Here is a 24,319-nt window from a genome sequence, read left to right as displayed (position 1 = left end):
CTGTCAGCTTAACGGTGTTTCATGCAGGTACAGCCACTGGGCCGAGTGCTCATGGATGCGGATCACCACCACCGAGAGGCGCGAGGTTTCCTTCTGGTCCAGGCGATGGGTTTCCTTGTAGCGGATCGCCGCGCTGTGGCCTTCGTGCCACACGGTGTGCAGGTCGCTGACAAGGATTTCCAGGCCGGGGCGGGCACCGACGGCGCCGCGGAACATCTGTTCGACCTGCTCGCGGCTGACGATGGCGCCTGCGGTGGTGACGATGCTGAAGTGCTCGGCGAAGGCCGGCAGCAGGCGGTCGATGGCGGCGGCGCCGTTGCCGTCCTGGTCGGTGAAGACCGCGTGGATCAGGTCGTGGACCGCATGGATGCTGTGTTTGGCCTGTTCAACGATTGTGTTGTGCATGACATTCCTTTTGCGTGGTCAGGTTGCTCATCTGCAACAGGGGTAACAGACCCATCACCGCCGCGATGACGAAGGTCAGGTGATAGGCCGGGGTAGACGCCAGGCGGGCGAGCAGCAGGTTGTAGATCATCAGGAACAGCGCGGCGCCGATGCTGAAGGACATCTGCCGGTTGATGTTCCAGATCACGCTGCCCTTGTGGGTATCGGCACCTTCGAAATCCATCAGCGAAGTGGTTTGCGCGGTATTGGCGCCGATGCCGCCGCCGATGCCCATCAGGCAGTAGGCGATGACGATGATCGGCAGGTCGGCGGCGCTGTCGACCAGGTACAGGGTGGCGATGCCGGCGCTGTGCAGGAGCATACCGAGGGTGAACAGGCGTCGGGCGCCGAAGCGGTTGTAGACCCGGCCGCAGACCAGCATGGCGATGAAGGCGCCGCTGGCGTAGAGGATCATGAACATGCCGGTCAGCTGGGCGCTGAAGTGCAGGCTGTTCTGCAGGAAGAAGATGCTCAGCAGGTTGACCCCGGTGAACACCCCGGGAATCGCGTAATAGATGAAGATCGAGGTACTGAGCTTCTTGCTCTTGAGCAGGCTCAACTCGACGATGGCGTTGGCGCAGCGGCGGTAGTGCAGGACATACAGCACCACGCAGGTGACCCCCAGTATCAGGCAGCTCAGGGCGGCCAGCGGCGGGTAGTCGCCGCCGTACAGCGACATGCCCATCAGCAGGCTGCCCAGGGCCGCGCTGACCAGCAGCAGGCCCTTGATGTCCGGGCGCGCCAGGCTGGCGGGCCGGGCTTCCTTGATCCACAGCCAGGACAGGGCGGCGGCGATCAGCGAGAACGGAATATTGCTGTGGAACACCCAGCGCCAGGAGCTGCTGTCGACGATCACGCCGCCGATGGTCGGCGAAATGGCCGGGGCGATCAGGGCGACGGCCATCACCAGGGTGGAGATCTTGGCCCGCTGCGGGCCCTGGAACAGGTTGAAGGTCAGGGCCTGGCCCACCGGGATCAGCAGGCCGCCGCCGATGCCCTGGACGAAACGCCAGATCACCAGTTCATGGAAGCTGCCGGCCATCCCGCACATCCACACCGCGGTGCTGAACACCAGCATCGAGGCGGTGAGGGTTTCGCGGCTGCCGAATCGTCCGGCCAGCCAGGTGCTCACCGGAATGATCAGGGTCAGGCCGAGAATATAGGCATTGGCCACCCAGGCCACGGATGAAGTCGAGACGTGCATCTCATGGGCAATACTCGGTAAAGCCACTGCCGACATGAATATGTTTGTACAGTCGATAAAGAACCCGATGAGGAATATAAGAGCCACTTTGTAGCGATAAGTCATATGATCTCCCTTTTGCGGCGGGATCATAGGAGCGATAGACCGATGGTGTCGATACGCCTATACTTGAAACATTGTTTGATGGAATTTGACAATGATTTACACCACGGTGAGCTATAACATGCACACGCATCTAAATCGCGTCCAGACATTCCTGGCGGTTGTCGATTTCGGTTCCTATACCAAGGCGGCCAACTACCTGTGCATCAGCAAAGCCATGGCCAGCCTGCATGTCAAGGCGCTCGAGGAAGTTTTGTCGGCGACCCTGTTGATCCGCAATACCCGCAATATATCCCTGACGGAAATAGGCCAGGACTTTTATGACGAGTTCAAGGGCATTGTCGCGGATATCGACAATGCCTTCGAGAATGTCCTGCATGGGCATAATCGTATTTCTGGTAAGTTGCGTTTCAGTTCAACTAGTGAGTATGGCGAGCGGTATATATTGCCGATCATTTCCAAGTTCACCGAGCGTTATCCGGAGATCCGTCTTTGTTATAACTTCAACTCTTCGTTGAATGATCTGGTGGCGGAAAAACTCGACCTGGTGATCCGCCTGGGCAACCTCGCCGACTCGGCTTTCAAGAGCCGCAAGCTGGCCGACTACGACATCGTCCTGGTGGCCAGCCCGGACTTTCTGGCGCGTCATCCGGTGGGCGAGCCCCTGGACCTGAACAGCGTGCCGTGGATCGCCAACAGCAACCTGCAAGGGCCGACCAACTGGACCCTGAGCCACCCGCAACGGGGCCAGGTCGAAGTCAGCGGGCCCAATCATTTTGAATCCAATTCCTCCACCGCCATTCGCGCCATGACCCTGTCGTCCCTGGGGGTGTCGGTACTGCCCGGCTGGGTGGTCGAGGACGATCTGGCCAGCGGCCGGCTGGTGCGCCTGCTGCCCGACTACGCCTTGCCTTCGCAGTCGGTGAACGTGGTGTTTCCCAACAGTTCGCACCTGCCGCACAAGTCGCGGGCGTTCATCGATTTCCTGTTGCTGCACCTGGGGCAGTGATCGGCGATACTCGGCGCGTTCGTGGACCACACTCGCGGGGAACCCAATGCCGTTGCAATCCTTGACCAGCCTGGCCGCCGTCGATCCGCAACAATGGGACGGTTTGCTCAGTGACGGCCAGCCGTTTCTGCGTCACGCCTTTCTCAGCGCGCTGGAAGACAGCGGCAGCCTCGGCCCGAACTCTGGCTGGCAGGCCGAGCACCTGCTGCATGTGCAAGACGGACGCCTGATCGCGGCGCTGCCCAGCTACCGCAAGTGGCATTCCTACGGCGAGTACGTGTTCGACCATGGCTGGGCCGACGCCTGCGCCCGGGCCGGCATCGAGTATTACCCCAAGCTGCTGAGCGCCGTGCCCTTCAGCCCGGTCAGCGGCGCGCGGCTGCTGGCGGCAAGCCTGGAAGACGGCTTCGAACTGCTGCAAAGCCTACCCGGTTACCTGGAGATCGAAGGGCTTTCCAGCGCCCATATCAACTTCACCGACGCCTTCACCGATGCCGCCCTGGCCGGGCACCCCGGCTGGCTTGAGCGCCTGGGCTGCCAGTTCCATTGGCAGAACCGCGGTTACCGGGACTTCCAGGACTTTCTCGATACCCTCAGTTCGCGCAAGCGCAAACAGATGCGCAAGGAGCGCGAACAGGTGGCGGGGCAGGGCATCGAGTTCGAGTGGCTCGAAGGCCGCCAGCTCAGCGAAGCGCAGTGGGATTTTGTCTACGCCTGCTACGCCAACACCTATGCGGTGCGGCGCCAGTCACCCTACCTGACCCGGGCCTTTTTCAGCCTGCTGGCCGAGCGCATGCCCGAGGCCATTCGCGTGGTGCTGGCCAAGCAGAACGCCAGGCCGGTGGCCATGGCCTTCAGCCTGATCGGTGGCGACAGTTTCTATGGGCGTTACTGGGGCTGCCTGGCGGAATTCGATCGCCTGCATTTCGAAACCTGTTTCTACCAGGGCATGGATTACGCCATCGCCCAGGGTGTGCAGCGTTTCGACGCTGGGGCCCAGGGTGAGCACAAGTTGATTCGGGGGTTCGAGCCGGTGATTACCCGGTCCTGGCACTACCTGCGACACCCCGGCTTGAAAGCGGCGGTGAAGGATTTTCTCCAGCGGGAGCGGGCGGGCGTGCTGGCTTACGCCGAAGAGGCGAGGGCCGCGCTGCCGTATCGGCAGGCGTGACCCTCGGGGTTGCTGTCAGCTGTCTTCCTTGCCCAGCCAGCGATAGATGCCACCGCCGACCACCGCGCCGAGAATCGGCGCCAGCCAGAACAGCCACAGTTGTTGGATCGCCCAGCCACCGACGATCAAGGCTGGCCCGGTGCTGCGCGCCGGGTTGACCGAGGTGTTGGTCACCGGAATCGAGATCAGGTGGATCAGCGTCAGCGCCAGGCCGATGGCGATCGGCGCGAAGCCCACCGGCGCACGTTTATCGGTGGCGCCGAGGATGATCACCACGAACATCCCGGTCATCACCAGCTCGCTGACAAAGCCCGCCGCCAGTGAGTAGCCCCCCGGCGAATGTTCGCCATAGCCGTTGGAGGCCAGCCCGCTGGCCAGCTCGAAGCCCGGCTTGCCGCTGGCGATGAAGTACAGCAGCGCCGCGGCGATCACCCCCCCTATCACTTGCGCGATGACATAGGCGGGCAGTTCCTTGAGTGGAAAACGCCCGCCGACCACCAGGCCGACGGACACCGCGGGGTTGAGATGGCAGCCGGAGATATGGCCGATGGCGAAGGCCATCGTCAGCACGGTAAGACCGAAGGCCAGCGCCACGCCCAGCAGGCCGATCCCGACCTCCGGAAACGCGGCCGCCAGTACGGCGCTGCCGCAACCACCCAATACCAGCCAGAAGGTGCCTAACAACTCAGTGACTGAACGTTTGAACAGCGACATAGAAGTTATTCCTTATCGATCCGATAACGCCGTTATGCAGCCGTGCAGCCTGGCTACAGGCCCTGCTCCAGAACCTAGGCTCAGTACAGCAGGCTTTTTTTACAAATCCAGTGCGAAAAAAAACGCCAGGGCCCTGTTCACGGGGCTCTGGCGTTTTCTGTAGCCGCTGGCGCAGCCTGCGATGGGCGGGTAGCGATTGAAGTAGCCGCCCCCCTTGTAGCCGCTGCCGAAGGCTGCGATCGGCCGCGCAGCGGTCGTAAATCTTGCAACCTTGATCTGCCTGAAGGAGCGCATTCACCGGTTTGCGACTGCTTCGCAGTCGATCGCAGCCTCGCAAGCTCGGCAGCGGCTACAGGGAGCGGAAAAATGTCGGGCCCTGATGTGGCGTTTTTGTAGCCGCTGCCGAAGGCTGCGATCGAGCGCGCAGCGGTCGCAAAGCCTGCAACCGTGATTTGCCTGAAGGAGCGCATTCGTCGGTTTGCGACGGCTGCGCCGCCGAGCGCAGCCTCGCAGGCTCGACAGCGGCTACAGGGCTACAGGTCAATCGATACCGACAAAACCTCCGGTCTGGTGCTGCCACAGGCGCGCATACAAACCGCCATGGGCCAGCAGCTCGGCATGGCTGCCGGTCTCGGCGATGCGGCCTTTTTCCAGGACCACCAGGCGGTCCATGCGGGCGATGGTCGAGAGCCGGTGGGCGATGGCGATCACGGTCTTGCCCTGCATCAGGGTCTCCAGGCTTTCCTGGATCGCCGCCTCGACTTCCGAGTCCAGGGCCGAGGTGGCCTCGTCCATGATCAGGATCGGCGCGTCCTTGAGCAGCACCCGGGCAATGGCGATGCGCTGGCGCTGGCCACCGGAGAGTTTCACCCCGCGCTCACCGACGTGGGCATCGAAGCCGGTGCGGCCCTGGGCGTCGGAAAGCAACGGGATGAACTCGTCGGCGCGGGCCTTGCGCACCGCTTCCCAGAGTTCTTCGTCGGTGGCGTCGGGCTTGCCGTACAGCAGGTTGTCGCGGATCGAACGGTGCAGCAGCGAGGTGTCCTGGGTGATCATGCCGATTCGTTCGCGCAGGCTTTCCTGGGTCACGTCGGCGATGTTCTGGTTGTCGATCAGGATGCGCCCGCTCTCCAGGTCGTAGAGCCGCAGCAACAGGTTGACCAGGGTCGACTTGCCGGCGCCGGACGGGCCGATCAGGCCGATCTTTTCCCCGGGCCGGATGGTCAGGTTGAGGTCGCTGATGACCCCGGCCTTTTTCCCGTAGTGGAAATCCACATGCTCGAAACGCACTTCGCCGCTGGCCACCGCCAGGCGTGGCGCCTGCTCGCGGTCGCTGACGCTGATGGGCTGGGCGATGGTCTGCAGGCCGTCCTGGACCATGCCGATGTTCTCGAAGATGCCGTTGACCACCCACATGATCCAGCCGGACATGTTGACGATGCGAATCACCAGGCCGGTGGCCAGGGCGATGGCGCCGACCGAGATCAGCGACTGGGTCCACAGCAACAGGGCCAGGCCCGTGGTGGAGACGATCAGCAGGCCGTTCATGGCGGTGATCACCACGTCCATGCTGGTGATGACGCGCCCGGCCAGCTGGCTTTTCTCGGTCTGTTCGCCAATGGCTTCGCGCGCGTAGTTCTGCTCGAAGTGGGTGTGGGCGAACAGTTTGAGGGTGGTGATGTTGGTGTAACCGTCGACGATCCTGCCGACCAGCTTGGAGTTGGCGTCCGAGGAAATCACCGAGCGTTCCTTGACCCGCGGCACGAAGTACCAGAGCGCGCCGATGTAGCTGGCGATCCAGATCAGCAGCGGGATCATCAGGTGCCAGTCGGCCTCGGCGAACAGCACCAGGGAACTGACCGCATAGATCAGCACGTGCCACAGCGCGTCCACCGCCTGCACCGCCGAATCGCGCAGCGAGTTGCCGGTCTGCATGATGCGCTGGGCGATGCGCCCGGCGAAATCGTTCTGGAAGAAGTTCAGGCTCTGCTTGAGCACGTAGCTGTGGTTCTGCCAGCGAATCAGGCTGGTCATGCCCGGGCTGATGGTCTGGTGCACCAGCAGGTCGTGCAGGGCGACGAACAACGGGCGGAAGATCAGCGCGACCACCGCCATCCAGGCCAGCTCGAGGCCGTGGGTCTTGAAGATCTCGACATTCGGCGTGCCCTGGGCCAGGTCGATGATCGTGCTCAGGTAGCTGAACAGCGACACCTCGATCAGCGCCACGAACAGGCCGACCACCAGCAGGGCGACGAAGCTCGGCCAGACCTGCTTGATGTAGTAGAGGTAGAAGGGCAGTACGCGGTTGGGGGGAGCGGCAGTGGGAGCGTCGCGGAAAATATCGATCAGCTGTTCAAAACGACGATAGAGCATGGGATCTGACGCCCGCGTGGCGGGCTCTCCTTATCAGTAAGCAGGCGCAGCGCCGTGTCAGCGCCGCGCCGGGACTCCCGGCTAAGCCTTGGGCTCTGTACGAAAAGTCGGCGAGCGAAGGTCAGGCAAGGCAAAAACAGGCGAGGAAGCGGAGTTTAGGGGCCTAAATGAGCATTCCGAGCCTGTTTTTAACGCTGCATGGCCGAGCGCAGCCACTTTCCGTCCAGAGCCTAGTCGATGCGCTTGGCCGACTTGATTAGCACGGGGTCGATCGGCACGTTCTGCATGCCTTGTTTGGTGGTGGTCTGCGAATTGACGATCTGGTCGACCACGTCCATGCCGCTCACCACTTTGGCGAACACCGCGTAACCGGCATCGCGACCCGGATCGAGGAAGGCGTTGTCGGCGACGTTGATGAAGAACTGGCTGGTGGCCGAGTTCGGGTTCGAGGTGCGGGCCATGGACAGGGTGCCACGTACGTTATGCAGGCCGTTGCTGGCTTCGTTCTTGATCGGGTCGCGGGTTTCCTTCTGCACCATCTGCGGAGTGAAGCCGCCGCCCTGGACCATGAAGCCCGGGATCACCCGGTGAAAGATGGTGTTGGTGTAGAAGCCACTGTCGACGTAGTCGAGGAAGTTCTTGCTGGAGATCGGGGCCTTGACCGGGTCCAGTTCGACTTCGATCTTGCCGAAGCTGGTGTCCAGCAGGACGTGAGGCGCCTTGGCCGGTTGGGCGGCCATCAGGTTGGCAGCGAACAGAACGGAGCCGGCGACGAGGGCGATTTTTTTCAGCATGGGTCAGTGATCCTGGGTGGTGGTGTCGACTGCGGTTAAAAACTCGAGCAGGGTTTGGTTGAAGCGTTGCGGCTGGTCCAGCGGCGTGGCGTGACGCGAATCGGCGATCACCACCAGGCGTCCGTCGGGCAGCAGTTTCACATAACTTTCTTTCAGTGCGACCGGGGTGTAGTCACGGTCGGCGCTGATGACCAGGGTTGGACAGGCGACTTGCGAAAGTCGTTCCTGGACCCCCCAGCCAACGATGGCATCGAAGCTTGCGAGATAAGCACGTTTGTCGTTTTTTGCCCAGCGCTCGGCCATCTTTTGCCGCAGCTCGGCCTGCGCAGGTAGGGGGAACAATTTGCCGGCCAGGGCAATGCCGATGGTTTCCAGGCTCAGCAGGCGCATCAGGCTCCAGCGCTTGAACCATTGCCAGGCGTCGTTGGCGCTGCGGATCTTCACCTCGGGTGCGCTGTTGACGATGCACAGGCTTTTCAGCAGCCCGGGCTGATCCACCGCGACCTGGAAGGCGATCATGCCGCCCATGGACAGGCCCACCAGATGCACCCGCGACAGGTTCAGGTGCTCCAGCAGAGCGACCAGATCGGCGCTGAAACCGGCGATGCTGTAGGGCCCACGAGGTTTGTCGGAGCGACCATGGCCGCGCACGTCGGGCAGGATCAGGCGGTAACGGGCGGACAGCTCGGCGATCTGCTTTTCCCAGTCACGGGTGCTGGAGCCGAGCCCGTGGACCAGCACCAGCGGTTCGCCATGGCCGTATTCCTCATAGTGCAGGGTGCATCCTTCGTGTTCGAAATAGGCCATGGCTGAATTCCTGTTCAGGCGCGTGGAGGGTTCAAGTACGGGGTCAGGCTTGTTCCGGGGCGGCGAACGGCGCGTCCAGCGGCGCGGTGTCGAAGGTGCGCAGCAGCTCGACGAGGATCTGCGTGGCCGGGCCCAGGGGTTTGTCCTTGTTCGAATACAGGTAGAAGGTCGGGTGGCGGCTGCCGCCCTGGTCCAACGGTAGCACCTTGAGCAGGCCCTCCCGGAGTTCGCGTTCGATCATATGCCGTGGCAGCCAGGCAAAGCCCAGGCCGCTGCCGACGAAGGTGGCGGCGGTGGCCAGGCTGCCGACGGTCCAGCGCTGTTCGGCGCCGAGCCAGCCGACGTCCCGCGGCTGTTGGCGGCCGGAGTCGCGGATCACCACCTGCAGCTGGCTTTCCAGGTCCTGGAAGTTCAGCTCGCGGTTCAGACGGTGCAGGGCGTGTTCCGGGTGGGCCACGGCGACGAACTCCACCGAGCTCATTTCCGTGCCCAGGTAGCCGGAGATATTGAAGCCACTGATGGCCAGGTCGGCCACGCCTTCGAGCAGCACCTCTTCGACCCCGGACAACACTTCTTCGCGCAGGCGTACCCGGCAGCCACGGCTTTGCGGCATGAAGGCAGTCAGGGCGCGGACCAGGCGCGCGCTGGGGTAGGCGGCGTCCACCACCAGGCGCACTTCGGCTTCCCAGCCCTGTTCCATGTGGTGGGCCAGGTCTTCCAGCTGGCTGGCCTGTTTCACCAGTTGCCGCGAGCGGCGCAGCAATACGCCGCCGGCCTCGGTGAGCACGGCCTTGCGCCCATCGATACGCAGCAGCGGTACGCCCAGTTGGTCCTGCATGCGCGCCACGGTGTAACTGACAGAGGATTGCGAACGGTGCAGCGCTTCGGCCGCCTGGGCGAAGCCGCCGTGGTCGACCACGGCCTGCAGCGTTCGCCATTGATCGAGGGTAACGCGGGGCGCTTTCATGAGGAGCTCCTCTTGTCCTAAGCTGGCGCTCCTTATTGGAGACTGCCGAATGAGAAAATTCTGTTGTGTGTTGCTGGCCCTGCTGCCGCTCAGTGCGTTCGCCTATCCCATCGACGTGAAGAAACACCTCGAAGGCGTGAGCATCGACTACACCGCCTACGACACCGATGCCGACATCGGTTCGATCCAGGTGAACAACTACGGCACCACCGACGCCGCCTGCACGGTGGTCTTTCGCAACGGTCCCGAAGCCCCGCGCACGCGCAAGGTGGAAGTGGCGGCCGGCAAGTTCAAGAACGCCACGGCCAAGTTCAACCGCAGCATCATCAAGCTGCGCATCGACCTGACCTGTACCGCCAAATAAGCGCAAAGCGGAGCAGGGTGCGCGACCTGCTCCGCTTATAAACGAATTTATTGATTGGTTATAGCAGTTATTTGCGCTTTTTCATCGATATGACTCTGTTTAATCTGCGCTCCATCGACCTACAGCATTCCCGATGGAGGCTACATCCCATGTCCCGCGTTCTGATCATCGAAAGCAGTGCCCGCCAGCAGGGTTCCGTTTCCCGTCAGCTGACCCAGACCTTCATCAAGCAATGGCAAGCGGCCCACCCGGGCGACCAGATCACCGTGCGTGACCTGGCGGTAACCCCGGTGCCGCACCTGGACATCAACCTGCTGGGCGGCTGGATGAAACCCGCCGGGCAGCGCAACGAGATCGAAGAGGCCTCGCTGCAGCGCTCCAACGAACTGACCGACGAACTGCTGGCCGCCGATGTGCTGGTGATGGCCGCGCCGATGTACAACTTCGCCATCCCGAGCACCCTCAAGGCCTGGCTGGACCACGTGCTGCGTGCCGGTGTGACCTTCAAGTACACCGCAACCGGTCCCCAGGGCCTGCTCAACGGCAAGCGCGCCTATGTACTGACCGCCCGTGGCGGCATCTACGCCGGTAGCACCGCGGACCACCAGGAACCTTACCTGCGCCAGGTGATGGGTTTCATCGGGATCCACGACGTCGAGTTCATTCACGCCGAAGGCATGAACCTGGGCGGCGACTTCCAGGAGAAGGGCCTGAACCAGGCCAACGCCAAACTGGCCCAGGTCGCCTGATCCGTTAATCGCCAGATAATCGCGCAGTGGTCTAGTAGGCCCTGCGCTCCCCTTCAAGTTTGTTTGCGCATCGAACCTCCCTTTGCACTTGTTGCTCCTGAGTGCTCCTGCCCGATTGAACGCTTTGCGAGATCGGGCTTTTTTTTGCCCGCGTTTTTTGATGCTTCTGTAGCCGCTGCCGAGCTCCGGCGAGGCTGCGATCGGGTTGGGCGGCATTCCGACGTAGCAGCCGCAAACCCAACGACCGCGATGTGTCAGGAACTGCGCGGTGCCTGGTGTGGCGATGGCTACGCCATCGATCGCCGCCTCGCAGGGCTCGGCATAGGGAGGCGAGGTGTTTTGCGTCGGGTGGGGCAAACCGCTATCGTCGCCGCCTCTTCAAGACGAGGCGAGCAATGGGCTATCTACTTTTTGTCACGCTGATCCAGGCGTTTTCCTTCAGCCTGATCGGCGAATACCTGGCCGGGCATGTCGACAGTTACTTCGCGGTGCTGGTCCGGGTACTGCTGGCCGGGCTGGTGTTCATCCCGCTGACCCGCTGGCGCCAGGTGGAGCCGGCGTTCATGCGCGGCATGCTGCTGATCGGCGCCTTGCAGTTCGGCGTGACCTATGTCTGCCTGTATCTGAGTTTCCGCGTGCTGACGGTGCCGGAGGTGCTGCTGTTCACCATCCTCACACCGCTGCACGTGACCCTGATCGAGGACGCGCTCAACCGCCGCTTCAACCCCTGGGGCCTGCTGGCGGCGCTGGTGGCGGTGGCCGGGGCGGCGGTGATCCGCTACGACCGCATCAGCCCGGACTTCTTCATGGGCTTTTTGCTGCTGCAACTGGCCAACTTCACCTACGCCGCCGGGCAGGTGCTGTACAAGCACCTGGTGGCGCGCCATCCGAGCGACCTGCCGCATTACCGGCGTTTCGGCTACTTCTACCTGGGGGCGTTGCTGGTGGTGCTACCGGCTTTCCTGCTGTTCGGCAAGCCGGACTTCCTGCCCGAAGCGCCGTTGCAATGGGCGGTGCTGCTGTTTCTCGGGCTGGTGTCCACCGCGCTGGGGCTGTACTGGTGGAACAAGGGCGCCTGCCTGGTCAATGCCGCGACCCTGGCGGTGATGAACAACCTGCATGTGCCGGTGGGGCTGCTGATCAACCTGTTGATCTGGAACCAGCACGAAGAACTGGGGCGCCTGTTCCTGGGGGCGCTGGTGATTCTGGCTGCGGTGTGGATCAGCCGTCGCGGCACAAAAGCTGCTCCAGCAGAATAAGAGGGGGGATCGCCCCGGGGAACGGGGCGATCGGCAGGGTTACAACGCGCGTTTTTCCACTTCGGGGATATGGCTGGCGCCCAGCACCGCCGGCAGCAGGCCGGCGCGCAGGTCGTTGCCGCTCGGCTGTTGATACAGGCTCAGGCCGAACTCCGGCATCACCGCCAGCAGGTAATCGAAGATATCGCCCTGGATACGCTCGTAGTCGGTCCACGCCGTGGTGCGGGTGAAGCAGTAGATTTCCAGCGGAATGCCCTGGGCGGTGGTCTGCATCTGGCGGACCATGCAGGTCATGTTCGGCTGGATGTCCGGATGACTCTTGAGGTACGCCAGGGCATAGGCGCGGAAGGTCCCCAGGTTGGTCATGCGGCGGCGGTTGGCCGACATGGCGGCGACATTGCCCTGGGCTTCGTTCCAGCTCTTGAGCTCGGCCTGCTTGCGACTGATGTAGTCGGTGAGCAGGTGGACCTTGCCCAGGCGCGTCTCTTCCTCATCGTTGATGAAACGCACGCCGCTGGCGTCGATGTACAGGCTGCGCTTGATCCGCCGGCCGCCGGACTGCTGCATGCCGCGCCAGTTCTTGAACGACTCGGACATCAGGCGCCAGGTAGGGATCGAGACGATGGTCTTGTCGAAGTTCTGCACCTTGACCGTATGCAGGGTGATATCCACCACATCGCCGTCGGCGCCGACCTGGGGCATTTCGATCCAGTCGCCGACCCGCAGCATGTCGTTGCTGGTCAGCTGCACGCTGGCGACGAACGACAGCAGGGTGTCCTTGTAGACCAACAGGATCACCGCCGACATGGCGCCGAGGCCGGACAACAGCAGCAGCGGCGAGCGGTCGATCAGGGTGGCGACGATGATGATCGCGCCGAACACGAACAGCACCATCTTCGCCAGTTGCACATAACCCTTGATCGAACGGGTACGCGCGTGTTCGGTGCGCGCGTAGATGTCCAGCAGGGCGTTGAGCAGGGCGCTGATGGCCAGCACCTGGAACAGGATGGTGAAGGCCAGGGCCAGGTTGCCGAGGAACACCAGGCTGGTCTTGCTCAGCTCCGGCACCAGGTGCAGGCCGAACTGGACCACCAGCGACGGGGTCATCTGCGCCAGGCGATGGAACACCTTGTTCTGGCGCAGGTCGTTGAGCCAGTGCAGGGACGGCTGGCGGCCGAGCAGCTTGACCGCGTGCAGGATCAGGTAGCGCGCCACTCGTCCGACGAGCAGCGCCACCACCAGCAGGATGACCAGGGCCAGGCTGGAATGCAGGAGCGGGTGCTCATCGAGCGCCCCCCAGAGGTCTTGAACGTTGAGCCAGAGCTGTTTGAAATCCATGGGGTCAGAAGCTTCCTCTATGAGACGAGACAGATCGATTAGAACATTTAAGCCGTCGAAAGTTACCGTTAAGGACGAATCGCTGACAAAAACCAATTGTTTACCGAGGTTTGCGTGAAAGAAACTCGGCCTTCGCGCCCGAAACCGTTACCCTATGCAGCTGTTTTTTTGCATATCTTCGAGGTAGCACCCGTGTTTTCCCAATTCGCCCTGCACGAACGCCTGCTCAAAGCCGTGGCCGAGCTTAAATTTGTCGAGCCAACGCCTGTGCAGGCAGCGGCCATTCCGCTCGCGCTCCAGGGGCGTGACCTGCGGGTGACGGCACAGACCGGCAGCGGCAAGACCGCCGCATTCGTCCTGCCGATTCTCAATCGCCTGATCGGCCCGGCGAAGATCCGCGTCAGCATCAAGACCCTGATCCTGCTGCCGACCCGCGAACTGGCGCAGCAGACCCTGAAGGAAGTCGAACGCTTCTCGCAGTTCACCTTCATCAAGGCCGGCCTGATCACCGGTGGCGAAGACTTCAAGGTCCAGGCCGCGATGCTGCGCAAGGTGCCGGACATCCTGATCGGCACCCCGGGCCGCCTGATCGAGCAACTGAACGCCGGCAACCTCGATTTGAAAGAAGTGGAAGTGCTGGTCCTCGACGAAGCCGACCGCATGCTCGACATGGGCTTTGCCGACGACGTGCAGCGCCTGGTGGACGAGTGCCCGAACCGGCAGCAGACCATGCTGTTCTCCGCCACCACCGGCGGCTCGGGCCTGCGCGAGATGGTCGCCAAGGTCCTGAACAACCCTGAGCACCTGCAGCTCAACGCGGTCAGCCAGCTGAACGACACCACCCGCCAGCAGATCATCACCGCCGACCACAATCAGCACAAAGAGCAGATCGTCAACTGGCTGCTGGCCAACGAGACCTACCAGAAGGCCATCGTCTTCACCAACACCCGCGCCATGGCCGACCGTATCTACGGCCGCCTGGTGGCCCAGGAGTACAAGGCGTTCGTCCTGCACGGTGAGAAAGACCAGAAGGACCGCAAACTGGCCATCGACCGTCTGAAGCAGGGTGGGGTGAAAATCCTCGTCGCCACCGACGTCGCCGCCCGCGGCCTGGACGTCGATGGCCTGGACCTGGTGATCAACTTCGACATGCCGCGCAGCGGCGACGAGTACGTGCACCGCATCGGCCGTACCGGGCGTGCCGGCAACGACGGCCTGGCCATCTCGCTGATCTGCCATGGCGACTGGAACCTGATGTCGAGCATCGAGCGCTACCTCAAGCAGAACTTCGAGCGCCGCACCATCAAGGAAGTCAAAGGCACCTACGGCGGGCCGAAGAAGGTCAAGGCCTCCGGCAAGGCCGCGGGCGTGAAGAAGAAAAAGACCGACGCCAAGGGCGACAAGAAAAAAACCGCGGCCAAGGCCCCGACCAAGCGCAAGACCGCTAACCGGCCGAAAAGCGATGCCCTGGTCAGCCAGGACGGCATGGCGCCGCTCAAGCGCCGCAAGCCAGCACCGGCTGCCGAATAAGCCGTAGCGCAACAGAAAAAGCCCGGACCCTGTCCGGGCTTTTTATTGGCCGGCGATCAGCTGTCGGCCTTCTTCTCGGCCGCGCCCAGCTCCTTCAGGCGCTGGTCGATCAACTGGCACTTGTCCGGCAGATCCTTGCTGGCCGTGCTCAGGTCCATCTTCTGCAATTCGTCGTTGATTTCCTTGGCCTTGGCCGGGTTCTGCTCGGTGAGCCTGGCCACTTCCTGGGCCAGTTGCTCACGCTTGGCGGTGGCCTCGTCGAGAGTGCAGGCCCAGGCAGGCAGGGTGCAGAGCAGGGTGGTGGCGATGACGAGCGGACGTACTAATGCGTTCATGGCAAGTCTCGGCTTCAGGGCAGGGGTTTATGAAGGTTGAGGGGCCGCGCAGGTTAAAAGTTCAGAGTTTTACGGTGGGCGGCCTCCCGGCTTATCCCCTTGCTGCGTTTTCAGTACGGGATGGAATGAGGCTGTGAAAATAATGGCCTGTTGATATCTTTGCTGGCCCTATGTCTGGGGGCTGTTCAAATCGTTCAAGGAGCATGTCGGTGAAGGGAACCTCCAAATACCCCTGGTTGAAGGTACTGCTGGGCATTCTTTTGTGCCCCTTGATTGGCGGTGTGGTGGGAGGTTTGGTGATGATGGTCGTGACGATCTATCAGATGGCTTCCAACCCGAGAATAATCGGTGAAATGGGGGGCGCCGGTGCGTTTGGCGCCTTGATCAGTGGGCCTTTCGTGGCTCAGTTGCTGTTCGCCATTCCAGCGCTGTTGCTTGCCCTGCTGGTGGTTTGGCGCCAGTTGCACAAGAACCGGAGTGGGCTGGTGCAGACGGCATTGGCCGGCGGGATCTTGGGAGGAGGCTGGATTCTCACCATCGTTGCCCTGCTGGACAAGCAATGGGGGCTCGAGCACTTCGGGTGGTCGCTGGCGGCGTTCGCCGGGTGTTTTCTGACCGCTCTGGTGGCCGCGGCCCTGGTCTTGCCATGGGAGGAGGAGCCCCCGATCTCCTCCTCGGTTGATGAAAACGGAAATTCTTGAACCGCCTTGGTGGCTGACGCCTGTCGGTATGATTTACAACGCCTTCACCGGAATACAGATCTCACACTCAAGTTCCCCCGTCTTCATGTCGTATTTCGCGTCCACCGGATAGCGCTCGAACGCCGGTCGGGCGTCGAATTGCATGCCGCTCTTGGGCAGCCAGTCGCGGCACAGTTCGGTCCAGGCGCCGGCGATGTCGGGGCCTTTGCCTTGGTAATGGGCGATGGCGTAGAGGCCGCCGAGCAGGGTGGTGACGACGGCGGGGGCGCTGGCCTTGAAGTCGTCGGGGACTTCGACGCAGGCGTCGTAGCGGCATTTTTCGGGTGGGGTGACGTAGGGATCGTCGTGGCCGATGCCGTAGCGCACGCGGCCCAACAGGCCGTTTTCGACCATCCAGGGGGCGACGGTGTCGCGCCAGAAGGTGCCGATGCCCGGCCCGTAGGGGCCGATATAACGCAGGTAGGCGACGCGGACCGGTGGCAGTTCCTTGAGGGTGACGTTCATCAAAGGCTCCTTCAGGTGAATGAAGGCGTCAGGATCGTCGAAGGCCGGGATGTGCGTCTGATCAGGATTGCTCAATTCCCGCAGGCGCCGTTCGCGGACGTCGCTGAGGCGGCGGTGCCAGCGTTTGGGTTCGATGCTGCGCCAGGTGCTCGGCGTGACCGAGAAATGCTGCTTGAACGCCCGGGAGAACGCTTCGCCGGAGCTGAAGCCTACTTCCAGGGCCACGTCGAGAATGCTCATTTCTGGATGGCTGGCTAACTGATAGGCGGCACAGGCCAGGCGGCGTCGGCGCAGGTAATCGCCCAGGGTTTCGCCGACCCAGGCGGTGAACAGGCGATGAAAGTGAAAGGGCGAAAAATGTGCGACCTGCGCGAGTTCCGCCAGCTCCAGCGGCTGGTCCAGGTGTTGGTCGATATGCTCCAGCACCCGGTTCATGCGTTGGGTGTATTCGTGGAGGCTGTGGTAGGCGGGGCTCATGGAGCCAAGTTTAGCCGGGGGCAGGCCACGGGTTTGTGCCGGGCGGTTTTTTCCGCCGGCCGGACGAACATGATCGCGAGCCGGCTCCTGCAGGCCCGCGATCGCGGTCCGGCGCTCAGGACCCGCCATGGCAGCAACTGGCGGCCGGTTTGTCGTCATAACGATCATGGTGCCTGACCCAGTCCATGATCTGTTCTTCGTTGCGCCCCTTGGGCGTCAGGTCCAGGTAGTTGTAGGCCCCCACCAGCAGGTCCAGGCCACGGGCGTAGGTGGAGTAGGTGTGGAAGATCTCACCGGCTTCATTGCGATAGAACACGCTGAGGCCAGGCAGCTCTTCCTCGGCGCCGTCGGTTTTTTCGTAGTTGTAGGTGGCGGTGCCGGCGGCGACCTCGTCGGCCCGGGCGCAGACCCCGAAGTCGTAGTTAAAATCACAGCCTGCGGACGAAACCCAATCGAACTTCCAGCCCATGCGCCGCTTGAACGCCTGGAACTCGGCGAAGGGCGCGTGGGACACCGCCACCAGCGCGATATCGTGGTGGGCCAGGTGCTGGTTGGCGCCGTCGATGTGATCGGAGAGGAAGGAGCAGCCCGGGCAACCTTCGTCCCAGCCTTCGGCGAACATGAAGTGGTAGACCACCAGCTGGCTGCGATCGCCGAACAGGTCGGCCAGGCTCAGTTCGCCGTGGGGGCCCTGGAAGCGGTAGGGCTTGTCGATTTTCACCCAGGGCAGGGCACGCCGCTCGGCGCTGAGCTGGTCGCGTTGGCGGGTGAACGCCTTTTCGTGAATCAGGTGCTGCTTGCGGGCCTGTATCCATTGTTCCCGGGATACGACCGGATGATCGTTGAGGTGCATGACGTCTTCTCCTGCGGCAAAGGTGCGCGGCGACAGTGCCTACACAGGCTAGTCGTTTCGCCCGCGGGCAAATCGACAGCCGCCGGACGGTTCCGCCCAACGGTCGCCCGCCTGCTCGATGCTGCTGAACGGCCATAGGTGGCGTTTGTCACAACCTGGGTACAGGCATCTCTCTTTCATGAATGGAGGCAGAACAGGATGGCGACTTATAACTGGGATCTGATCGAACGATTGTTGCATGAGGTGCAGAACGGCGCGGGCCACAGCTTCACGCCGCGACCCTATGCCGAGCAGCATGCCGCGGCCAAGGCGGCCGAGGGTGAATCCACGGGCAATCTGGATGAGCTGAAAAGCACCGCCGCCGAGTACGAAAAACTGTTGCTGGACCGGGGTTTCATCGAGCCGCGTCCCGAGGAAGAAGGCGGCAATGGCGAGAACTTCAGGCTGACGCCGCGCGGTTCCAGCCTGCTGTGCATGATCGACAGCTGCATTCCGGGCAACGATCACCCGCGCCAGGTGCTGGACGAACAGGCCGATGCGCTGGAACCGGCGGTTTTCGATGAGCTGGCCAGCAAGGCGCAGATTGCCTGAGGGGTATCAAGAACATCGCGAGCAAGTTCGCTGCTGCGGGGAATATGCCTTGCAGCAGCGAACGCGTTGGCGCAAGACGCGCGCCAGGTGTTACTCCTGGCGTACCTTCTTCATGCATTTCAACGCTTCGAACTCATCGCGCACGTTCTGCAGCTTGTTGCGCAGATGCTCGCGCTGGGCTGGCGTGCTGTTGGCCATCACGTCCACCAGCAGGCTGCGCATCGCCTGTTCGCTGTTGGTGTAGGCCTGGCGATAAGCCGGTGTCCAGAAGCTTTCGCGATCCACCAGCAGGCGCTCGATGCGTCTGTCGAAGTCGCTGTTCTGGCGTTGCTCCAGCGCGGCGCTGAACTGCGCCTGCCAGTTGGCCCGATTGGCGAGCCAGAGCTGGTTCTGTTCGCCGAGGGACGTTGACCAGTCCGTCACCCGCTGGGTCTGCTCGGGAGTGAGGGCGCCGAGCCAGGTATTCAGGCGCTTGTCCATGCGTTCGGCACGCAGCCTGATCTGTTGCTCCAGTGGTGGCTTGAGGTATTTGCTGCGACGTTGGCGCATGTCCTTGGCGAAGGCCGCCTTCATTTCCGCGACCTGTTGATCATCCAGGCCTCGCAACAACTCGATGGCCGAAGGCGCGATCGCGCGGGCGGTCTGGGCAATGGCCTGCTTGGCTCCGCGGGTGAGCTCTTGCAGCTCGGCATCGTTGACCTGATTGCGTGCGACCATCTGCTGCAGACGGTCCAGGTAGTCCAGGTAGCCAGGCAATTGCGTGCTGCAGTGCCAGCTCAGGTGTTCCTTGAGGCGCTGGTTGAACCAGATTTTCTGCTCGCGGTTCATTTCCAGGTAGTCATTGAGCGTCCAGGGAATGATTACATCGAGGTTGCGGTAAGCCAGGCCGACACGATTGCAGGAGGTCAGCACCAGGCTCAGCAGCAGTAGCAGGGTGAGGTGTTGCAGCCGGCGCGACATGGCAAGTCCTTGCGAAGGCTTGGGTTTGTAAGCATGGGTTTCTTATCTGAACCCGGAAAGCTTCCGGCAGTTCAGCCGCTCAATAGAACGAATGCTCGGCCTTGAAGGTGAGCAGACCGTCGCATTGCGCGTTATGTCCAGAATAGGCCGAACAATCGCTGCCGTTGAGGTTGGAGTCGCTGTAGATCAGTTTCAGGTCGATGCCCATCCAAGGGCGGGAGAACTTGATCGACCAGTCGTTGAAGCTGCTGACGTAGCCGCTGCTCACCGAAACCGGGTTGCCCAGCTGATGAGTGGTGTACTTGATGCTGACGCCAATGCCGAAGGGCTGGTTGCCGCCCAGGTCGGCGAACAGGGTGCTGTTGCGCTTGTCCGGTTCCTGGCTGAACGCGGCGCCGAAGCGGCTGCCCAGCAGCGTCAAGCCGCCATAGAACTCCTGGCTGTCCTGCGGGGCCAGTTGCGGGTAGTTGTACTGGATCATCCCCACCTCATAACCCAGGGTCTGATCGACGGGGCGCTTGAAGCCCAGGTAGGAGTCCACTTCCAGGTCGCTCTCGCCCAGGCCCATGCTCGGCGACCACTGGCCGATGTCCCAGCCGCTGTCATGGGTCAGGTCCAGGCCACCATGGAACGAGCCGGTGGCCGAGGGTTTGACCAGGCCCTGGGCCATGCTGCGGCTCGGGGTGCTGCTGAGCTTGAGGTCGAAGTCCCCCAGTTCGCGCTGGAAGATCTGCCCCTGGACCAAGGGGCTGGCGAGAAGGCTGGCAAGCAGCACATGAGAGGGTTTGAGCATGCTTCACTCCATGAAACGCGAGGAGCAGGAACCGCGGAACCTACTGGAATGCTCGATCTAGACGTGTGAAAGGATACCGGCGAAACCTCGGGGATGAGGGCCGTTCGTCGATTTTTACGGGAGGGGAGGAGTCAGAACTCTAGTCCTAGCGCTTTGAGGCTCAAAGCGCATAGGGACCAGGAGGTATTGCGGGGGGATTACTTCTTGCCCAGGCTGATCTGCTTGGACGGGCCGAAAGTCTGGCCGCTGACGCCTTTGGCAATTTGCTGGATCTCGCCACCGGATTTCAGGAAAGCAGCAATCTGATCGTTGATCGATTCGCTGGTTTCAACGGCTGGAGCTGGCTTTGCTTTGCTGTTGGATGCTTTTACACGCATGGCGGCCATTAACCTTCAGAAAATTAATTTGGCCAGCCATCATACATGAAATGCTTGACAATTGCTTGGTAAATATCCTCCTGGAATAACAGTGGAAAACTCCCGAATAATCCTAAGTTGATCTCGGGAATATCCCCATAAGCTGCTGTTTTAAATAAAGACAATGGCAAAAAGAAAGGCTTGCTCGGCGGCGCTGAGGCCAAAGTCGCTGCCGGCTGGCCTGACGGGCGGAACCGGTTGCTGGCGCAAAGCCATAAAAATCAAGGCATTCAGGAAAATATCCGCTGCTATCCGGCGACGCGGGCCAACCAGGAGCGGAAAACCGGGTAGAATGCCGCCCACGCAATGAGGGTATTGGAAATGGCTTTAGTCGGGCGCTACAACAGTTTGCAAGTGGTTAAACACACTAACTTCGGTTTATATCTGGACGGCGGGGCGGATGGCGAAATATTGCTGCCCAATCGTTATATTCCCAAGGACATTCCCAGTGAAGATGAAGACTGGTTGAATGTTTTCGTTTATCTGGATAGCGCCGACAAGTTAATTGCAACTACCGAAAAACCAAAAGTTCAAGTCGGTGAATTCGCCAGCCTTAAAGTCGTGGAAGTTAACAGTATCGGTGTGTTCCTCGACTGGGGCCTGCCCAAGGACCTGCTGCTGCCGTACTCCGAGGAAAAGCGCCAGCTGACCGCCGGCGAGTATTGCGTGGTGCACGTCTACCTCGACAAACACACCCGTCGTATCACCGCCACGGCCCGTCTGGACCGCTACCTGGACAAGGCTCCGGTAACCTACAAGGTCGGCCAGGAAGTCGATCTGCTGGTGGCCGAGAGCACCGACATGGGCTTCAAGGCGATCATCAACAACAAGCACTGGGGCCTGATCCACAAGAACGAAGTGTTCAAGTTCCTGCGTCCGGGCAAACAGGAAAAGGGCTTCATTAAAGAGATCCGCGCCGACGGCAAGATCAGCCTCAGCCTGCAACCGGTGGGCGAAGAACTGGCCAGCAGCCTGAACGCGAAGATCCTCGCCAAGTTGCGCGAAAACAATGGCACCTTGCCGGTCAGCGACAAGAGCGATCCGACGGTGATCAGTGGCCTGTTCGGCGTCAGCAAGGGCAACTTCAAGAAGGCCATCGGTGCCTTGTACAAGAATGGCCAGATCGTTATTCATGCCGATCGCATTGAACTGACCTGAGTATTTCGTTCTCTCGAAGCTCTTTTTCGGGCGTGTTTTTCTATCCGTTTGGTTGATAATCGACAGCACATCCATTCTTCGCCCCGGACCGGTTCCGGGGCTTTGTCGTTTCTGTCGAGTAACTGCCATGTCTATGAATCTGCCCGAGGGGCTGCGGTGAGCATCGAGCGGCGCAGCGCCGACGGTTTTGCACTGCAAGTGATGTTGGGGCTGTGCCTGATCTGGGGCGTGCAGCAGGTGATGATCAAGTGGGCCGCGGCGGATATCGCGCCGGTGATGCAGGCGGCCGCGCGTTCGGGCATTTCGGCGCTGCTGGTGGCCTTGCTGATGTGCTGGAAGGGCGGCTGGTCGCAGATCGGCAGTACCTGGCGCGGTGGTTTGCTGGCCGGCAGCCTGTTCGGCCTGGAGTTCCTGTTTATCGCCGAAGGGCTCAAGCTCACCAGCGCGGCGCACATGTCGGTGTTTCTCTATACCGCGCCGATCTTCACTGCGCTGGGGGTGAACTGGCTGCTGCCCAGCGAGCGCCTCAGGCCCTTGCAGTGGCTGGGGATTCTGCTGGCGTTCATCGGTATTGGCGTGGCCTTCGCCGGCGGCATTTCGCTGGATAACCTGGACACGCGCATGCTGCTTGGCGACGCCCTGGGCGTGCTGGCCGGCCTGGCCTGGGGCGCGACCACGGTGGTGGTGCGCGCGTCGCGCTTGTCCGAGGCGCCAGCGACCCTGACCCTGTTCTATCAGCTGATCGTCGGTTTTGTCGGCCTGCTGCTGATCGCCGCGCTGAGCGGCCAGGCCACTCATATCAGCCTGACCCCGGTGGCGGTGGCCAGCGTGCTGTTCCAGGGGCTGGTGGTGTCCTTTTTCAGCTACCTGACCTGGTTCTGGTTGCTGCGCCGTTACCTGGCCGCCAATCTGGCAGTGTTTTCCTTCATGACGCCGCTGTTCGGTGTCACCTTCGGGGTCCTGTTACTGGGCGAACCCCTGAGCCTCAATTTCGTCATCGGCGCGGTGCTGGTGTTGCTGGGCATCACCTTCGTCAGCGCCGAACAGTGGCTGCGCAGGCGGATTCGCAACCTGTTGTAACCCCAGGTTCAGGCGGTGGCGTGGTATCCCGGGCAAGCGGATTTCGCCTCGACGGCAAGACACCCGCTAGCGGCAGGCCGATCAACGGTCAGCGCTGCGGACGAGGGCCTGAAACGGGCTGGCTGATTCGGATTAATCCGGTAACAGATCATTGCTATCCGGGGGGAGCACTGGGCGAAAGTTAGCGCTATTATCAGAGCTACGCGGCTTCAGAACCCAGCCGCCACGCACGACCCTTAAGGGGGGCATTATGAAAGAGAAACTGCAAAACTGGCTTCACGACCTCGGGGTCGCACTGGGGCTGATCGAGCCGCCATTGCAGCCGGTGCCAATCCGCACAGACGACGAACAACGGCGTCGGCAACAGCGCCGCCGCTAACCATCGGCTCGGGAATGGGGCAGGCATCCAGCCTGCTCCCGTCACGTTTCAGCCGCGCGAGGGCAGGTTTACTCGCGAACGGTTGCCGCCTTCTGATCCAAATCCGTCCACTCGCAACCCGCCCATGGTGCTTGGCGCCATGGAATCTTCAGTGCCGTGAAATCTTCAGCAGAAACCGGCTCAAGTCATTGGCGCTGTTCGCCGCCTTGAGCATCTGGTCTTCTTCGTGGGTGAAGGCGGTCAGCCCAAACTGATCTTCCAGGTGGAAGATCAGGTCCTCGATATCCTGCTTGTCCAACCCCAGCTCCTGCAGGCTCACATCGTCGGCAAATCCGTCGTTGCCATCGAGCAGGCGGCTGATGAAGTCATGCACGGCTTGTCGGACTTCGGCTCTTTTCATCTTGGCTCTTTTCGCCAGGGGCCTGCGCATGGTCTTTGAAACGGGCGCGATTGTGTGCAGTACAGCACAGCTTCAGGGGTGCCGGCGGATCCAATCCTCGATCATCGTGCGCAGCTGCGTTCCCGAAAAACTGCCGAAATGGCCGCCGTGCACGGTACGCACCGGCAGCTCGTACAGGCGTTCCAGGCTGGTGGCGTAGTCCTCCAGGTTGGAGTGATAGGCGTCTTCGACCAACGGGCCGTCGTAGATGATGTCGCCGCTGAACAGGGTGCCGCTAGCCGCTTCCCAGAGGCTGATACCCCCGGGGGAGTGGCCGGGCGTATGCAGCACCTGGAGGCTACGGTTGCCCAGCTCGAGCACATCGCCTTCCTCGATCAGGCGCGTCGCCGGGGCGGCCTTGACCCGATATTCGGCGTAGCACAGCGGGCAATCCGGGTGGGCTTCGAACATCGCATCGCCAACGAAGGCAGCCGACAAGGTATTGGCCCCGTCGGGCGCGGCGAGGATCTGCGCTTCGGCCGGGTGCACCAGGCGTTCGGGGAATTCGTGATGCCCGGCGATATGGTCGAAATGGCAATGGCTGGCCACCGCCAGCAAGGGCCGTTCGGTGAGCCAGGGCAGCTGTTCGCGCAAGCTGACCAGGCCGGAGCCGCTGTCCAGCAGCAGGTCCCTGTCGCGACCCTGGATATGCCACAGGTTGCAGCGATAGAACGGCCGGATATAGGGCTCGTGGATCAGCCGAATCCCGTCGCTCAGGCTTCTGACTTCGAACCAGCGGTCGCGGCTGACAATCTTCATCGGCTTTCCTCCAGGCGAAAAAAAACGGGTGCAGCCACCGACGCTGCAC

General features: G+C 61.9%; 27 protein-coding genes. 11 read left to right on the top strand and 16 right to left on the bottom strand.

Annotation, left to right across the window (positions count from 1 at the left end; translation table 11 throughout):
• Nucleotides 1-3 precede the first annotated feature (3 nt).
• On the bottom strand, nucleotides 4-405 hold the full coding sequence (locus CRO75_RS04120) for a DUF4440 domain-containing protein (RefSeq protein ID WP_097134503.1): 402 nt from the start codon (nucleotides 403-405) through the stop codon (nucleotides 4-6).
• Nucleotides 386-1,753: an MFS transporter gene (locus CRO75_RS04115; protein ID WP_097134502.1), complete on the bottom strand. Its 1,368-nt coding sequence runs from the start codon at nucleotides 1,751-1,753 to the stop codon at nucleotides 386-388. Before CRO75_RS04115 ends, CRO75_RS04120 begins: the two co-directional genes overlap by 20 nt.
• Before the next feature lie 118 nt (nucleotides 1,754-1,871).
• Between CRO75_RS04115 and CRO75_RS04110 the strand changes: the two genes are divergently transcribed.
• Nucleotides 1,872-2,759 (top strand): LysR family transcriptional regulator, encoded by an 888-nt coding sequence (locus tag CRO75_RS04110; protein WP_097134554.1) that lies wholly within the window; start codon nucleotides 1,872-1,874, stop codon nucleotides 2,757-2,759.
• A 46-nt stretch (nucleotides 2,760-2,805) separates the two neighbouring features.
• On the top strand, nucleotides 2,806-3,930 hold the full coding sequence (locus CRO75_RS04105; RefSeq protein WP_097134501.1) for a GNAT family N-acetyltransferase: 1,125 nt from the start codon (nucleotides 2,806-2,808) through the stop codon (nucleotides 3,928-3,930).
• Nucleotides 3,931-3,945: 15 nt separating this feature from the next.
• On the opposite strand, the gene aqpZ is transcribed toward CRO75_RS04105, so the two are convergent.
• From aqpZ to CRO75_RS04075, 5 genes are all read right to left on the bottom strand, one after another.
• Nucleotides 3,946-4,644: an aquaporin Z gene (aqpZ, locus tag CRO75_RS04100; RefSeq protein ID WP_009042651.1), complete on the bottom strand. Its 699-nt coding sequence runs from the start codon at nucleotides 4,642-4,644 to the stop codon at nucleotides 3,946-3,948.
• Between the two features lie 540 nt (nucleotides 4,645-5,184).
• A complete protein-coding gene (locus tag CRO75_RS04090) occupies nucleotides 5,185-7,017 on the bottom strand; it encodes an ABC transporter ATP-binding protein (RefSeq protein ID WP_097134499.1) in 1,833 nt (610 codons plus the stop codon).
• Between the two features lie 230 nt (nucleotides 7,018-7,247).
• Nucleotides 7,248-7,811 (bottom strand): peptidylprolyl isomerase A, encoded by a 564-nt coding sequence (locus tag CRO75_RS04085; protein WP_007920626.1) that lies wholly within the window; start codon nucleotides 7,809-7,811, stop codon nucleotides 7,248-7,250.
• Nucleotides 7,812-7,814: 3 nt separating this feature from the next.
• Nucleotides 7,815-8,618: an alpha/beta hydrolase gene (locus CRO75_RS04080; protein WP_097134498.1), complete on the bottom strand. Its 804-nt coding sequence runs from the start codon at nucleotides 8,616-8,618 to the stop codon at nucleotides 7,815-7,817.
• Nucleotides 8,619-8,661: 43 nt separating this feature from the next.
• Nucleotides 8,662-9,585: a LysR family transcriptional regulator gene (locus tag CRO75_RS04075; protein ID WP_007920628.1), complete on the bottom strand. Its 924-nt coding sequence runs from the start codon at nucleotides 9,583-9,585 to the stop codon at nucleotides 8,662-8,664.
• A gap of 49 nt (nucleotides 9,586-9,634) precedes the next feature.
• Here CRO75_RS04075 and CRO75_RS04070 point away from each other — a divergent pair, with 49 nt between their 5' ends.
• From CRO75_RS04070 to CRO75_RS04060, 3 genes are all read left to right on the top strand, one after another.
• Nucleotides 9,635-9,949 carry a hypothetical protein gene (locus CRO75_RS04070; RefSeq protein ID WP_007920629.1) on the top strand — a complete coding sequence of 105 codons (315 nt, stop codon included), beginning with the start codon at nucleotides 9,635-9,637 and terminating at the stop codon, nucleotides 9,947-9,949.
• Nucleotides 9,950-10,098: 149 nt separating this feature from the next.
• Nucleotides 10,099-10,698 carry an FMN-dependent NADH-azoreductase gene (locus tag CRO75_RS04065; RefSeq protein ID WP_097134497.1) on the top strand — a complete coding sequence of 200 codons (600 nt, stop codon included), beginning with the start codon at nucleotides 10,099-10,101 and terminating at the stop codon, nucleotides 10,696-10,698.
• A 395-nt stretch (nucleotides 10,699-11,093) separates the two neighbouring features.
• On the top strand, nucleotides 11,094-11,957 hold the full coding sequence (locus CRO75_RS04060) for a carboxylate/amino acid/amine transporter (RefSeq protein WP_097134496.1): 864 nt from the start codon (nucleotides 11,094-11,096) through the stop codon (nucleotides 11,955-11,957).
• A 39-nt stretch (nucleotides 11,958-11,996) separates the two neighbouring features.
• On the opposite strand, the gene CRO75_RS04055 is transcribed toward CRO75_RS04060, so the two are convergent.
• Nucleotides 11,997-13,295 carry a mechanosensitive ion channel family protein gene (locus tag CRO75_RS04055; protein WP_097134495.1) on the bottom strand — a complete coding sequence of 433 codons (1,299 nt, stop codon included), beginning with the start codon at nucleotides 13,293-13,295 and terminating at the stop codon, nucleotides 11,997-11,999.
• A 192-nt stretch (nucleotides 13,296-13,487) separates the two neighbouring features.
• On the opposite strand from CRO75_RS04055, the gene CRO75_RS04050 reads away from it, so the two are divergent.
• A complete protein-coding gene (locus tag CRO75_RS04050; protein WP_007920640.1) occupies nucleotides 13,488-14,825 on the top strand; it encodes a DEAD/DEAH box helicase in 1,338 nt (445 codons plus the stop codon).
• 56 nt (nucleotides 14,826-14,881) lie between these two features.
• Here the strand turns inward: CRO75_RS04050 and CRO75_RS04045 are convergent, their stop codons facing one another.
• Nucleotides 14,882-15,160, bottom strand: a complete 279-nt coding sequence (locus CRO75_RS04045) for a hypothetical protein (RefSeq protein WP_009042658.1) — start codon at nucleotides 15,158-15,160, stop codon at nucleotides 14,882-14,884.
• A 209-nt stretch (nucleotides 15,161-15,369) separates the two neighbouring features.
• Here CRO75_RS04045 and CRO75_RS04040 point away from each other — a divergent pair, with 209 nt between their 5' ends.
• Nucleotides 15,370-15,861: a hypothetical protein gene (locus CRO75_RS04040; protein WP_143503885.1), complete on the top strand. Its 492-nt coding sequence runs from the start codon at nucleotides 15,370-15,372 to the stop codon at nucleotides 15,859-15,861.
• A gap of 33 nt (nucleotides 15,862-15,894) precedes the next feature.
• Here the strand turns inward: CRO75_RS04040 and CRO75_RS04035 are convergent, their stop codons facing one another.
• On the bottom strand, nucleotides 15,895-16,842 hold the full coding sequence (locus CRO75_RS04035) for an AraC family transcriptional regulator (protein ID WP_097134553.1): 948 nt from the start codon (nucleotides 16,840-16,842) through the stop codon (nucleotides 15,895-15,897).
• Between the two features lie 115 nt (nucleotides 16,843-16,957).
• Nucleotides 16,958-17,695, bottom strand: coding sequence for a thioredoxin family protein (locus CRO75_RS04030; protein ID WP_007920657.1), 738 nt, complete (start codon nucleotides 17,693-17,695; stop codon nucleotides 16,958-16,960).
• A 198-nt stretch (nucleotides 17,696-17,893) separates the two neighbouring features.
• On the opposite strand from CRO75_RS04030, the gene CRO75_RS04025 reads away from it, so the two are divergent.
• A complete protein-coding gene (locus tag CRO75_RS04025) occupies nucleotides 17,894-18,286 on the top strand; it encodes a hypothetical protein (protein WP_062823295.1) in 393 nt (130 codons plus the stop codon).
• A 90-nt stretch (nucleotides 18,287-18,376) separates the two neighbouring features.
• Here CRO75_RS04025 and CRO75_RS04020 read toward each other — a convergent pair whose 3' ends face one another.
• From CRO75_RS04020 to CRO75_RS04010, 3 genes are all read right to left on the bottom strand, one after another.
• On the bottom strand, nucleotides 18,377-19,246 hold the full coding sequence (locus CRO75_RS04020) for a DUF6279 family lipoprotein (RefSeq protein ID WP_097134493.1): 870 nt from the start codon (nucleotides 19,244-19,246) through the stop codon (nucleotides 18,377-18,379).
• 79 nt (nucleotides 19,247-19,325) lie between these two features.
• Nucleotides 19,326-20,039, bottom strand: coding sequence for a TorF family putative porin (locus CRO75_RS04015; protein ID WP_097134492.1), 714 nt, complete (start codon nucleotides 20,037-20,039; stop codon nucleotides 19,326-19,328).
• Between the two features lie 197 nt (nucleotides 20,040-20,236).
• Nucleotides 20,237-20,425: a hypothetical protein gene (locus CRO75_RS04010; RefSeq protein WP_016702300.1), complete on the bottom strand. Its 189-nt coding sequence runs from the start codon at nucleotides 20,423-20,425 to the stop codon at nucleotides 20,237-20,239.
• A gap of 351 nt (nucleotides 20,426-20,776) precedes the next feature.
• Here CRO75_RS04010 and CRO75_RS04005 point away from each other — a divergent pair, with 351 nt between their 5' ends.
• From CRO75_RS04005 to CRO75_RS33510, 3 genes are all read left to right on the top strand, one after another.
• Nucleotides 20,777-21,613: a S1-like domain-containing RNA-binding protein gene (locus CRO75_RS04005; RefSeq protein ID WP_023968236.1), complete on the top strand. Its 837-nt coding sequence runs from the start codon at nucleotides 20,777-20,779 to the stop codon at nucleotides 21,611-21,613.
• 156 nt (nucleotides 21,614-21,769) lie between these two features.
• A complete protein-coding gene (locus tag CRO75_RS04000; RefSeq protein WP_085530115.1) occupies nucleotides 21,770-22,693 on the top strand; it encodes a DMT family transporter in 924 nt (307 codons plus the stop codon).
• Between the two features lie 250 nt (nucleotides 22,694-22,943).
• Nucleotides 22,944-23,072, top strand: coding sequence for a PA1414 family protein (locus CRO75_RS33510; protein WP_009042667.1), 129 nt, complete (start codon nucleotides 22,944-22,946; stop codon nucleotides 23,070-23,072).
• A gap of 148 nt (nucleotides 23,073-23,220) precedes the next feature.
• Here the strand turns inward: CRO75_RS33510 and CRO75_RS03995 are convergent, their stop codons facing one another.
• Together CRO75_RS03995 and CRO75_RS03990 are read right to left on the bottom strand one after the other, a co-directional pair.
• Nucleotides 23,221-23,472 (bottom strand): phosphopantetheine-containing protein, encoded by a 252-nt coding sequence (locus tag CRO75_RS03995; RefSeq protein ID WP_007920673.1) that lies wholly within the window; start codon nucleotides 23,470-23,472, stop codon nucleotides 23,221-23,223.
• A 72-nt stretch (nucleotides 23,473-23,544) separates the two neighbouring features.
• Nucleotides 23,545-24,270 (bottom strand): MBL fold metallo-hydrolase, encoded by a 726-nt coding sequence (locus CRO75_RS03990; RefSeq protein WP_097134491.1) that lies wholly within the window; start codon nucleotides 24,268-24,270, stop codon nucleotides 23,545-23,547.
• Nucleotides 24,271-24,319 lie beyond the last annotated feature (49 nt).

Origin of the sequence: Pseudomonas sp. LAMO17WK12:I10 (genome assembly GCF_900215185.1) — a bacterium.
In the GTDB taxonomy this organism is placed as follows: domain Bacteria; phylum Pseudomonadota; class Gammaproteobacteria; order Pseudomonadales; family Pseudomonadaceae; genus Aquipseudomonas; species Aquipseudomonas chlororaphis.
Note: the sequence above shows the minus strand (reverse complement) of the source record. Positions and strands in the feature narration are given on the sequence as shown.